This window comes from Westiellopsis prolifica IICB1 (genome assembly GCF_004323185.1).
GTDB classification, from domain to species: Bacteria; Cyanobacteriota; Cyanobacteriia; order Cyanobacteriales; family Nostocaceae; genus Pelatocladus; species Pelatocladus prolificus_A.
The window spans coordinates 1,250,646-1,263,226 of sequence record NZ_NAPS01000002.1; the positions used below are offsets into that span (position 1 = coordinate 1,250,646).

9 protein-coding genes are annotated in these 12,581 nt (G+C 41.5%); 2 read left to right on the top strand and 7 right to left on the bottom strand.

From position 1 onward, the window contains the following. Positions 1-6: 6 nt before the first annotated feature. Positions 7-4,038 carry a response regulator gene (locus B4U84_RS19690; RefSeq protein ID WP_131120211.1) on the bottom strand — a complete coding sequence of 1,344 codons (4,032 nt, stop codon included), beginning with the start codon at positions 4,036-4,038 and terminating at the stop codon, positions 7-9. Positions 4,039-4,804: 766 nt separating this feature from the next. Here B4U84_RS19690 and B4U84_RS19695 point away from each other — a divergent pair. Next, on the top strand, positions 4,805-5,659 hold the full coding sequence (locus B4U84_RS19695) for a DUF72 domain-containing protein (RefSeq protein ID WP_131120213.1): 855 nt from the start codon (positions 4,805-4,807) through the stop codon (positions 5,657-5,659). Between the two features lie 177 nt (positions 5,660-5,836). On the opposite strand, the gene B4U84_RS19700 is transcribed toward B4U84_RS19695, so the two are convergent. After that, a complete protein-coding gene (locus B4U84_RS19700; RefSeq protein WP_131120215.1) occupies positions 5,837-6,718 on the bottom strand; it encodes a shikimate dehydrogenase in 882 nt (293 codons plus the stop codon). A 247-nt stretch (positions 6,719-6,965) separates the two neighbouring features. On the opposite strand from B4U84_RS19700, the gene B4U84_RS19705 reads away from it, so the two are divergent. Then, positions 6,966-7,907, top strand: a complete 942-nt coding sequence (locus B4U84_RS19705) for an alpha/beta fold hydrolase (RefSeq protein ID WP_044447032.1) — start codon at positions 6,966-6,968, stop codon at positions 7,905-7,907. Positions 7,908-7,997: 90 nt separating this feature from the next. Here B4U84_RS19705 and B4U84_RS30710 read toward each other — a convergent pair whose 3' ends face one another. The 5 genes from B4U84_RS30710 to B4U84_RS19730 form a co-directional block, all read right to left on the bottom strand. Beyond that, positions 7,998-8,201 (bottom strand): hypothetical protein, encoded by a 204-nt coding sequence (locus B4U84_RS30710; protein WP_207390970.1) that lies wholly within the window; start codon positions 8,199-8,201, stop codon positions 7,998-8,000. Between the two features lie 161 nt (positions 8,202-8,362). Next, complete coding sequence (locus tag B4U84_RS19715) at positions 8,363-9,907, bottom strand: mercuric reductase (protein ID WP_131120220.1); 1,545 nt, start codon at positions 9,905-9,907, stop codon at positions 8,363-8,365. Between the two features lie 139 nt (positions 9,908-10,046). Further along, on the bottom strand, positions 10,047-10,814 hold the full coding sequence (locus B4U84_RS19720; protein ID WP_131120223.1) for a TVP38/TMEM64 family protein: 768 nt from the start codon (positions 10,812-10,814) through the stop codon (positions 10,047-10,049). Between the two features lie 114 nt (positions 10,815-10,928). Beyond that, positions 10,929-11,630, bottom strand: coding sequence for a TVP38/TMEM64 family protein (locus tag B4U84_RS19725; protein WP_131120225.1), 702 nt, complete (start codon positions 11,628-11,630; stop codon positions 10,929-10,931). A 228-nt stretch (positions 11,631-11,858) separates the two neighbouring features. After that, the gene (locus B4U84_RS19730) at positions 11,859-12,581 is read right to left on the bottom strand and encodes a TIGR04283 family arsenosugar biosynthesis glycosyltransferase (RefSeq protein WP_131120227.1); all 723 of its coding nucleotides are present in this window, start codon (positions 12,579-12,581) and stop codon (positions 11,859-11,861) included.

Below are 12,581 nucleotides of genomic sequence, written 5' to 3' on the forward strand. Positions count from 1 at the left end.
TCCTGATTACAAATTATTCTGGCTTTTTAACACCGCATTCGATTGTATAATTTGCTGTAATAAATTCATTACCCGCTGTTCAAATTCTTGTGGCGTCACCTGTCCTTTTTCAATAAATTCTGTATGTCCTAGTTTGAGAAGTTTTCTCTGAGACTCTTCTAGTTTTTTCGCCGAATAAATCATTAATGGAATTTTGCAAAGTTGATTGTGTTGCTGTAGCCATTCCACAACTGTAAATCCATCACCTTCAGGTAAAATCAAATCTAAAATCAGCAAATCAGGTTTAATTTTTTGGCTGAGATGAATTGCTTCTTTACCTGTTTTGGCATGGACAATATTAATATCATGGAGCTTAAATAGAGTCTGCAAAACTTCCGCCAAGTCGGGATCATCTTCAACCAACAATACACGAATTTGTTTAGTAGAATTTGTGAGTGCTTGTCGTAACGACTCAAATAATAAGCTTTCTTCTAAAGGCTTACTTACCCAATTGACAAAATCTTGATTTGGTTTGTTGTTATGATGAGGTGTGCAAACACTGCAAATAATGATCGGAATATTTTGAGTATCAACCCGTTGTTTGAGAACTGTCATTGTTTCCCAACCATTCATACCGGGCATGAGTAAATCTAGTAAAATTACATCTGGATGTTGAGTAGATGCAGTTGCGATCGCCTCTTCACCATTAGCGACTGTAACTACCCGATAGTGGCGTTTCTCCAACAGAGTTTGTAATTCGTTACGAATATCAAGATCATCATCACATACAAGCACCAAAGGTACATGATCAATATCATGGTCTTCTAATTCACCAATCTGAGAAACCTGTAATACAGGTAATGTAAAGTAAAAACTACTACCCTCACCCAATTGACTATCTACCCAAATTTGACCACCATGTTGTTGGACAATACTTTTACAAATTGCCAAACCCAAACCTGTACCCTCATGATTGCGCGAATCCGAAGAATCCACCTGTTGAAAGCGCTCAAATATACTCTCCAATTTATCAGATGGGATACCACGCCCAGTGTCACGAACTGTGAACACAATAGCGGGAGAATGAAAAAAACTGCTCCCTTGTCCCCCTTGTCCCCCGTGTCCCCCGTGTCCCTCTTCCCGATTCTTCAACTCTACACTCAACCAAACCGTAGAACCAGCAGTAGAAAATTTGATCGCATTACTTAATAAGTTCGTCAATGTTTGGACAATCCGATCAGGATCTGCCCACAACTGTTGAGATAAGCTAGATACCGAGAGAGTAACCTCAGCTTTGTCAGCTAGGGGTTGGATGACATTTATAGCTTTGATGATCAAATCAGCAACATTGCAGGTTTGTTTTTCCATCTTGACTTTACCTGACTCAATGCGCTCGATATCAAGAATATCGTTGATGAGTCTCACAAGACGTTCGGTACTATCCACAGCAATTTGCAGCAAGCGTTTCCCCTGTTCTGAATCTGGTTTGATTAAACCACTGGCTAACATTCCCAAAGAACCATGAATTGAAGTTAGGGGTGTGCGGAGTTCGTGACTGACGACAGAAACAAATTCATCTTTCATTCTTTCTACTTGCTTGCGATCGCTTACGTCTTGCAAGTAAACCGTATATAGTACTTCTTGACCCAGTTTTAACTTAGAAATAGAAGCTTCTGCTGGAAACTCTGTACCATCTTTGCGCCGACCGTAAATTTCCCGACGTTCTCCCATCCTCCGGGCGACTTTTGGAGATTTACCAAAGTCTGACACATACTGTCGATGTGCCTGAGTATATTGTGATGGGAGCAATAAATCAAGGGATTGTCCTAACACTTCTTGGCTAGTGTAACCAAAAATTTTCTCCGCACCTTGGTTAAACAGAGTAATATTTTGATTGCTATCAATAGAAATAATTGCATCATCTGCGATCGATACTATACCAGCAAAGATCGCTTGGGAATTCCGTAGTTCTTCTTGGGTGCGTTGGCGTTCATTGAGTTCAAACTGGAGTTGTTCGTTAATTCTAGTTAACTCGACTGTGCGTTCTACTACTGCGAGTTCTAATTCATCCTTAGCTTGGCGTAATTCTTGTTCTATTGTCGCTTGTTGACGCAGATGGGTGTTGAGTTGGGTCTGTGTTTGGGTGTTTCCTGTTTGATAAATTTCTCGCATCCGCCGTAAGCTCACCCGTTCTAGGCGATTGACAATCCTAGTAATCAGTTCTGGTCCAACAATAGGTTTGCTCACAAAATCATCTGCACCAACTGCGAAAACTTGATTCACAATATCAGCATCGTTATGAACTGTGAGAAATAGGATTGGTAGTTCACTCCATTGAGGATCATTGCGTACAACTTGACAAATTTCTATACCATTTACACCTGGTATTTCGACATCAAGAATAAGTAAATCTGGTGTGACTGTTTCTAGAGTTTCCCAAAAATTCTGGGTATTTTCCAAGGATGTCACTTTGATTCCCCAAGGCGTTAGTAATTTTTGTAACAACGCACCAATTTTTGGATCATCGTCTACAGCTAGTATGTGTGCTTCTGCATGGGGAGACTCTTGTAACACTTGATTGACTGCTTCTAGCACCTGGTTAGCAGACATCGGTTTCGGTAAAAAGGTGTGTCCACCATTGCGAGCAGCTTGTAAACGGTTGTTAAAATCGCTGTCTTTGGTTAAAACTATAACTGGTACAGGAGGTTTACGCTGATGCAACTCTGCTAATAGGTTGAAACTGTCTTCGTGATCTGAAGAAATATCTGGGTCTAACAGTACGATACTAGGATGGTTTTGATAGAGAATATTTCTAGCAGTTATAGTATCAGTAGCGATCGCCACCTGTAAATTTTTGTGACTAGCAGCTTGTTGAATTTGTGTAGTGAAAGTGCGATCGTCATCCACCACCAACAACAAAGGATACTCATCTTCAGAATAGATTCTAGATGCTGTATCTTGCTCATTACCTGCAATTTCCTGGTGTAATTGCTGTACCCAACCAACAAACTGAGTAGTGTCATCTTCACTCAAAGTTTGATTAGCTTTGAGTAAAAGCTCAATTTTGCGTGCAAGTTGGGAACCAACAGCAAAGCCAAAAGTACCTAATGATCCAGCAAGGGTATGTGCTTCTTGTAAAGCCTGTTTTCGTAGCTTTTGATTTAATTTTTGACTTTTAGCATCATCAGCAGCTTGCTTCAATAATGCTACTTGTTCTTCTACCCTAACTTTATATTTATGCCAAACTCCAGCAATAGCCTCAAGTGTCTGTGGTTGAGAAGACGCAGTGACTCGGTGACGCGGTGACCCGGAGAATATCTCATCTGTATTCCCCACGTCAGAGTGTCCCCCATCTCCCCTATCTCTTCGTATCTCCGTCTCTTCCCTACGTGGTTTCAACCGATAACCAATACCATAGACTGTTTCAATTAAATCCCCTGGTGCGCCCACAGCTTTTAATTTCTGCCGTAATCCTTTAATATGGGTGCGAACAGCTTCTTCACCTGGTATGTCCTCATAAGACCAGAGATGCTCCAAAATCATCCCACAGCTAAAAACTCGGCGACTATTTCGCAAAAATAGTTCGAGCAAAGCATATTCCTTGGGAGTTAATGATAATAGCTCTCCTGCATAGATCACTTCACAACTTGTGGGATCAAGTCGCAAATTATTCCATTCCAAAACTGGTTGGGATGCTACGCTACCGCGACGTAACAGCGCCCTAATTCGAGCAACTAATTCTTCTTCATCAAAAGGTTTGACAAGGTAGTCATCCGCGCCAGCATCTAAACCAATCGCTTTTTCATGGCTACTATCGCAACCAGTTAATAATAAAATTGGCATTTGCAAACCACGCGCTCTGATTTGCCGACACAGAGTAATACCATCTATCTCTGGTAAGATAACATCTAAAAGAATTAAATCGTAATCATAAGTTTGTATTAAATCCCAAGCTGTCTGACCATTCGAGGCTGCTTCCACAGCATAATTGTAATTAGTAAGGACAGCAGCAAGCACATGGGCAACTAGCTCATCATCTTCAACAATTAATATTTTCATTGTAAATAGTTAAATTATATTAATCAAACCAAAAGCTTACAGACACAAATAACTAAAATTTAAGTCAAAAAATATAGACGTCACTGTAATTTTAAAAAAGATATCAAAAAGAGTTAATCGCACTTTACTATTTTAAATAACTTATACCATTTCACAAAAAATCTAATACAAATACAGACCCTGTACCAGACGCGATATATCGCGTCTCTACTTACGCAAAACCATTAGGACTTACGCACACTCAACAAATCCTTGGCGTTCTACCTTACGGTAGACACGTAGTGTTCCGCAGGTAGCCGCTTGCGCGTCTAAGGCGTCTTGGCGGTAGCCTACGGCAAGGCGCAGTGCGTCTACAATAAATTAAGCTTTTTGACGATTTTTGCGTAAGTCCTGATCATGAAAAAACGAATCGCGAAGTATTATAGGAGCCTGCGATTGAAATCGCAGTCTCATAGTGAAACTCTGCTGAAGCAGACTACTTGATTTTATGAAGTCGTTTTCACGCGGCTTGTGCTATTAGCAAAGGATTCACACCCTTTAGGGTATATTGAGAAAATTGGGATGCAGAATGAAGATATTTAATCAAGGAATATAATTGTGAGCGATTGAAATCGCAGTCTCATAGTGAAACTCTGCTGAAGCAGACTACTTGATTTTATGAAGTCGTTTTCACACGGCTTGTGCTATTAGCAAAGGGTTCACACCCTTTAGGGTATATTGAGAAAATTGGGATGCAGAATGAAGATATTTAATCAAGGAAATAATTGTGAGCTTTTTTATCGGTTGTGCTGTTTGGGCCTATAAAGGCTGGGTAGGCGAACTTTTTCCTCCAGGTACTCGACCAGGTGATTTTCTTCATCTCTACAGCCGCCGTTTTGCGACAGTGGAAGGTAACACTACATTTTACGCTATACCAAATCAAGAAACTGTAGCTCGTTGGGCAACTGATACACCAGCAGGTTTTGAATTTTGTTTAAAACTACCACGAGATATTACCCACAATCAACAGTTGCAACCTTATATTCCTGATGCTAGCAAATTTATCGAGAGGATGCGTCCTTTAGGTAAACGTCTTGGCCCGATTTTTGCCCAGTTACCCCCTAGTTATGCACCGACATTAATTGACGATCTCACCGCTTTTTTATCAGCTTGGCCTCATACAGAAATACCACTAGCCTTGGAAGTACGACACCGCGACTGGTTCAAAGAACCCCATGCAAGTAATTTAACTGTACTACTAGAAAAATTAGGTGTGGGAAGAGTATTGCTAGACACTCGCCCGATCTACACTGGCGACGACGATCCTCAGCTAGAATCAGAACGACGCAAACCCAAACTACCAGTACAATTCAGCATCACCGCACCTTTTAGTTTGATTCGGTTTATTTCCCACCCCAATTTAGAAATCAATCAGCCTTTTATGGCAGAGTGGGTAACACAAATTCAGCAATGGTTGCAGCAAGGAAAGCGAATATACTTCTTTGTCCATTGTCCCATCGAAGAGCGATCGCCAAGCACAGCCCGTTACTTCCAAAAATTACTCGAACAAAGCGGTGTCAAAGTCCCACCTCTACCCTGGGATAACTTAGATTCTCCACCCAACCAACTGAATCTTTGGTAATGGTCATTGGTCATTTGTCAATGGTCATCGGGCATTGGGCATGGGGCATGGGGCATTGGGCATTAGAGACGCGATAAATCGCGTCTGTACAATGGTCATTGGTCATTGGTGTTTATTCTCTCCCTTCCGATCCCCTTTCCCCTTTCCCCTTTCCCCGATCCCCGATCCCCGCTCCCTTCACAAACCCAAATGCTTTTGCAAAGCTTGACGCATTACATCTACAGGTACATTTTCTCGTTGTAACCAGATTTTTAATGCTGCTGCGCCTTGTTGGACAAGCATTTCTAGTCCGTCGATGGCGGTTGCACCTATGTGTTGCGCCTGTTGTAAAAATTTTGTGGGGTTAGGGGTGTAGATTAAATCGTAGGCGATCGCTTGTGGTGATAAGTTTGCCATTTCTGCTGTACTCAAAGGTGATTCATCTACCTTGGGGTGCATACCGATGGGAGTTGTGTTGACGAGTAAATCTGCTTGCGGAATTAATTTTGGTAATTCATCCCATTTGTGAACACTGAGATTAACTTGTATTGGAGAATTTTCCCAACTCTTAGAAAATTCTCTCAATCGCTGGACATTTCGCCCGACAACATGAATTTCTGCACATCCCAATTGTTTACAACCTGCTACTACAGCCCTAGCAGCACCACCATTACCTAAAATTACTGCTACTTTCTGACTCCAATCTTGATGATATGTTTGTAAAGGAGCAAGAAATCCTTCTACGTCTGTGTTTGTACCTATCCAAGAGTTGTTTTTATTAGTAACAGTATTAACTGCCCCTATGGCTTGAGCAATGGGTTCTACTGCTGACAAAAGCGGTATGATTGCCTGTTTATGAGGAATTGTGACACTAAATCCTACAACACCAATAGCAGTAAACCCGTAAACAGCCGTGTATAAATCTTCTGGTTTAATGGGAAAGGGCAGATAGATGTAATCTATTCCTAATTGAGCGATCGCTGCATTGTGCATCACTGGCGACAGTGAATGTTCCACCGGATGTCCGATGACTCCGAGAAGTTTGGTTTTTCCTGTAATCAATTGTTTGTCCTTTGTCATTGGTCATTAGAGACGCGATGAATCGCGTCTGTACAATGGTCATTGGTTATTGGCGATGAATCGCGTCTGTACAATGGTCGTTGGTTATTAGAGACGCGATGAATCGCGTCTGTACAATGGGCGAGAAGCCGCTCTTACGAGCGTCTACGCGTCTGTACAATGGTCGTTGGTCATGAGTTCTGCTAATCACTAACTACTAATCACTAGCCTACAATTATTAGAGGTGACTTAACATTTCTTTGGAATCATGCAGGCAACAATAGCCTCTTCTACAACCCCTATTCCTGGTAAATGCTGGCAGTGGCGAGGACATAACATTTACTATGTACAAGCAGGACAACCCCAACCCCAACATCCGCCTTTACTGTTAGTGCATGGGTTTGGTGCTTCTACTGACCATTGGCGCAAAAACATTGCTGAACTACAGCACGATTTTGAAGTTTGGGCTATAGACCTTTTGGGGTTTGGACGTTCAGCCAAGCCAAAGTTGCAGTATAGCGGTGATCTGTGGCGAGATCAGCTTTATGACTTTATCACTGAAGTCATAGGTCAAAAAGCTGTGTTGGTAGGTAATTCTCTGGGTGGCTATGCTAGCTTGTGTGTTGCAGCTCAACGTTGTGACGCAGTGGCGGGTTTAGTTTTATTAAACAGCGCAGGCCCGTTTAACGAGAACGAGCATACACCTGAACCAGAAGCACTACAAGCTCAGATAGAACCACCGCAACAGCAAGATAATTTGCAGAAACTTTTGGGTGATGTTGCCAAATGGATTTTTCAACAACCTTTTGCCCAGTTTCTATTATTTCACTACGTCCGGCAAAAAAGCGTCATTCGTCAAACTCTAGAAAAAGTTTATCTTGACAAAAGCGCAATTACAGAACAATTAATAGAAGAAATTTCTCGCCCTGCTTATGATCAAGGTGCTTTCGATGTCTTTTCTTCGGTGTTTAGAACTCCCCAAGGCGAAAAAGTAGATATGCTACTTAAGCAATTAACTTGTCAGTTACTACTATTGTGGGGAGAAGCTGATCCTTGGATTAACGCTAGAGAACGTTCCCAAAAATTTCGTCAATATTATCCGCAACTGACAGAACATTTTCTACAAGCGGGTCATTGTCCCCATGATGAAGTACCAGATCAGGTTAATTCCTTACTACGGGAATGGGTTTTATCTGTAGTTAGTGATTAGTCTGCGACTAGTGAGGAGTTATAGATCCCCGATTTCTTAGAGAAATCGGGGATCTGATGTATTTTTGATGAGCGATCGCCTTCCGAAAAGTTACTGGGTATCTAAGCACTTTTCAAATTCACTTTGTGACAAAATCATTCCATCAATCGAAAACATCGCGACGTTTGTGGTCAACGTCGCGACATTTGTGGCTAACATCGCGACGTTTGTGGCTAACATCGCGACGTTTGTGGCTAACATCGCGACGTTTGTGGTCAACATCGCGACGTTTGTGGTCAACATCGTCTTGTTCATAAAGAACATCGTGACATTTGCCACTAACATCGCGACGTTGCTTATGAATGAGACGACATTCACCACAAACGTGAAGGCGATGCTAGAAAGCAGCTGCTACGCGATCGCAAATTAATGATTAAATTTATAGCGCCGAAATTTCGCGTCTCTACCTGTATTGCCTATAATTTTGCCAACAATCCCAAAAAGCGCTTAGTATTTGCCGTCAACAGTGTCCGTCGATAAGCATCCGCCGCTTTCTTAATTCCTTCTGCTTGTGTCGGGTAAGGATGAATGACGCTACTCATCTTACTCAAACCAATTTTATTCACAATTGCTGTGGTGACTTCCGAAATCATCTCACCTGCATGACGGGCGACAATGGTTGCACCAATAATTTGATCTGATCCTTTTTTGTAGAGGATTTTGACAAAACCATCTTCTTCACCATCTGCGATCGCTCGATCTACACTACCAAAAGGTATCTTAATCGTATTTACATCAATACCTTTTTTTTGTGCTTCTTGTTCATACATCCCCACATGGGCAATTTCTGGATCAGTATACGTTACCCATGGCATAACTAAATTACTAAGTTTATAACGTCCCAAACCAAAAGGAGAAAATAAAGTATTCTTAATAACTATCCGCGCCGCCGCATCCGCAGCATGAGTAAATTTCCAATCCATGCAGATATCACCAGCAGCATAAATCTTGGGGTTGGTGGTTTGCAAATAATCATTTACCATTACACCCCGTTGCTGATCATACTCCACACCCACAGTTTCTAAATTTAAACCTTCTACATTCGGGACACGCCCCGCACCTGCTAAAATTTCATCTACTGTCACAGAATCTTCTCGACCATTGCAGCTAAAATATACGTTCTTACCATCGCTAATTTTTTCTACTCGCTGCATTTGGCAATTTAAAACCAAACGAATTCCTTCTTTAATAAAAACATTTTGCACAATTTCAGCAGCATCAGCATCTTCTTTATTCAGAATGTGGGAACCGCGATGGAAAAGCACCACTTCACAACCCAAGCGTCGGAATGCTTGCGCCAATTCGCAACCAATCGGCCCACCACCAATTACCGCCAAACGTCTTGGTCGTTGAGTCAGAGAAAAAACTGTCTCGTTAGTTAAATAACCTGCTTGTTCAATTCCTGGAATCGAAAGACGCGCCGCTCTTGCACCAGTAGCAATCACAGCCTTTTTAAAGTTGAGAGTTTTGTCACCAACCACTACACTATTATTACTCGAAAAACTAGCGCTACCCAAAAAAACATCAACTCCCAGCTTTTGAAAACGTTCCGCCGAGTCATGATGGCTAATACCAGCACGCAGCTTTCGCATTCTTTCCATGACTGCGGGAAAATCCACATCGATGTGTTGGGGGATATTGACTCCAAAGTTTTTCGCATTCCAAATTTCACCCACAACCCGCGCCGACCGGATGACACACTTTGATGGTACGCAACCCACATTCAAGCAATCTCCACCCATGAGATGCTTTTCAATCAACGCCACTTTCAAACCTAAATCTAAACCCGCCGCACCCGCAGCTACCACCAATCCCGCCGTACCCGCACCAATCACAACCAAGTCATAATCATCAGCAGGCTTGGGATTCATCCAATCAGGTGGATGCACGTAGGAAACAAGCCTTTGATTATACTCATCTAATGGGCGAATTATGACTTTTTGAAATTCCGAATTAGACATTACGATAACCTGTTTATATTATTGGTGATCAGCCGTTTCAAAGTGTTAATTTGGAAAATTCTTGGTGTCTATGTGTGTTGGTGTTTCACCACAAAAACACCAACACACAAAGGAAGAAATATAAGCTTATTGACTTCTTCTACAAAACGTCCTGTTCCAAAGCTTTTCTCGCAATCCGAGTCACATAAATTGTGACTGCAACTGTGGCAATAAAACCTATAATCCGAATTGCCCATTGTACTGTCGGGTTGGTTGGTTGAGTTTGTGTACCAATCATGGCAATATTTCCAGCTAGGGAACCAATGTAAACATACATAATTGTTCCGGGGATCATGCCTACAGAACCAATAAAGTAGTCTTTGAGGGAAACGTCGGTGACACCGAAGGCATAGTTTAATAAGTTAAAGGGAAATATGGGGGAAAGTCGGGTTAATAGAACTATTTTGAGTCCTTCTCTACCAACAGCGCGGTCAATGGCGGCAAATTTTTTGTTATCTGCGATTTTTGTAGCTACCCAGTTTCTCGCTAGGTAACGTCCAACTAGGAAAGCAGCTGTTGCACCCAAGGTTGCACCAATAAAGACGTAAATGGAACCCCAGATGACACCGAAGACGACGCCTGCACCTAAAGTGAGGATGGAACCTGGTAAAAAAGCAACGGTGGCGATGATGTAGAGGACAATAAATGCGATCGCTCCTACTGTACCAAGATTGTCTATCCACTGCAAAGCGTTTCGCAACCATTCTTGAGGATTAAATCCTGGGGTTTTTACAGCTTGTTGTGCTAATGCAGAGTTTGTGTCTAGGCAAAAAATTAAGGTAAATACAAGTAAGGTGAAAAAAGTTTGTTTGAAGAATTTATGCGGTTTTTGGGATTTGAGTTTATTTGGTAAGGTTTGATTTTTCATGAGTGGTAAGTATTAATTAAGAAGTCATTTATAAGTAAATATTAAGTAACGCATTATTAAGGTGGCGGTGCGTTACGCTCTGCTTTAACGCACCCTACAATAAACTTTTTATTTTTACTCTACGCTTTCTTTCAGTGCTTTTTGAGCAATTCTAGTTATGTAAATAGTGACAAATATAGTGGCAATTAATCCTATGATTTGTATTAGCCATTTTCCAATTTGTGCTTCTGGGGTTGTTGGCTGGTTGGAAGTGCTAATCATTGCTAAGTCGGTAGCAAGGGAACCGATATAAACGTACATCACAGTACCTGGAATCATACCAATTGAACCCAAGATATAATCTTTCAGTGAAACTTGGGTGATTCCGAAAGCATAATTTAACAAGTTAAATGGAAAGATGGGAGACAAGCGAGTCAAAAATACTATTTTTAATCCTTCTTTGGCAACTGCTTGATTGATTGCTTGAAATTTTGGATGCTTTTCTAATTGTCTACAAACCCAATCTCGTGATAAATAACGTCCTATTAAGAATGCAAAAGTAGCTCCGATAGTAGCAGCAATTAATACATAGACAGAACCCCAAACTAAGCCAAAGAGACAACCACCTTTGAGTGTGAGTAAGGAGCCGGGTATAAAAAGTAAGGTTGCTAAATTATAGATAAAAACGAATGCGATCGCACCAAATGGACCAAGACTTTCAATCCAGATAATTAATGTCTGCAACCATTCCTGAATATTCAAATATTTGGCAGCAATAATCAAGCTGACAACTAGAAAAAATAATAGTATTAGTTTGAGCTTAGATTTGTTTTGCATATCGGGGATCGGGGACAGGGGATCGCTTAAGGTGGGGCCCCCTCTGGGGATAAGGGGTAACGGGGATCGGGGATCGGGGACAAGGGAGCAGGGAGCTCTTAGCAGGGAGACAAAGGAGAATGACCGATGCCCAATGCCCAATGACCAATGACCATTGTACAGACGCGATTTATCGCGTCTCTAATCACCTAACCACTAACAAACTACATAAACAAAATGAGAAACTACTTAAAACCTTTTAAGTTTTTCCCGACGATACCAACTGCGAATTCGTTGGGGGGAGATTCCGAGAAAATATGCGATGATTACTATTTGATTCGTTAATGTTGTTTGCCAAACTCCTTTTTTGAGCCAGCGTCGTGCTGAGGTAATAACTGGTACAAAAATAAGCGTGATTTTACCCAGGGTTTTTAAACGTCGTATGAGTTCAAAGTCTTCCATGATTGGTAACTCTGGAAAGCCACCAATATGATTAAATATATTTTTAGTTAAAAAAATTGCTTGGTCTCCATAGGGCATTTGTAGAAAGCGCGATCGCATGTTCACTCCCCATTCTACTAGTCGTAAACTTGGCTGTTCTGCACCAATTCGCAAGCAAAATGCACCTGCTACAACTCCAGAATGTGTAAGTGCTTCGCGAACCATGACATCAAATCCAAGCGGTAAGCGAGTATCAGCATGGAGAAACAGCAAAATTTCGCCCCTAGCAACAGCAGCACCTGCATTCATTTGCATGGCGCGTCCAGGAGCAGATAATATTACTTTGACGCCTAAAGAATCGGCGATTTGTACTGTTTCATCTTGGGAACCACCATCGACTACAATTACTTCGACATGATTGCTTGTTTGAGTGCTAGCTAAGGCTGCTTTGATGTTCCCCGCTTCATTGAGAGTTGGAATAATAATGGAGATTGTAGCAGGAGTAATGTTTTGACTAATAATTTCTGTCAT

Bases quoted from the DNA above. Each gene is read 5' to 3' on its own strand.
- B4U84_RS19690 (WP_131120211.1), bottom strand. From the start codon at position 4,038: ATGAAAATATTAATTGTTGAAGATGATGAGCTAGTTGCCCATGTGCTT.
- B4U84_RS19700 (WP_131120215.1), bottom strand. From the start codon at position 6,718: ATGACAAAGGACAAACAATTGATTACAGGAAAAACCAAACTTCTCGGA.
- B4U84_RS19705 (WP_044447032.1), top strand. From the start codon at position 6,966: ATGCAGGCAACAATAGCCTCTTCTACAACCCCTATTCCTGGTAAATGC.
- B4U84_RS30710 (WP_207390970.1), bottom strand. From the start codon at position 8,201: ATGAACAAGACGATGTTGACCACAAACGTCGCGATGTTGACCACAAAC.
- B4U84_RS19715 (WP_131120220.1), bottom strand. From the start codon at position 9,907: ATGTCTAATTCGGAATTTCAAAAAGTCATAATTCGCCCATTAGATGAG.
- B4U84_RS19720 (WP_131120223.1), bottom strand. From the start codon at position 10,814: ATGAAAAATCAAACCTTACCAAATAAACTCAAATCCCAAAAACCGCAT.
- B4U84_RS19725 (WP_131120225.1), bottom strand. From the start codon at position 11,630: ATGCAAAACAAATCTAAGCTCAAACTAATACTATTATTTTTTCTAGTT.
- B4U84_RS19730 (WP_131120227.1), bottom strand. From the start codon at position 12,581: ATGACAGAAATTATTAGTCAAAACATTACTCCTGCTACAATCTCCATT.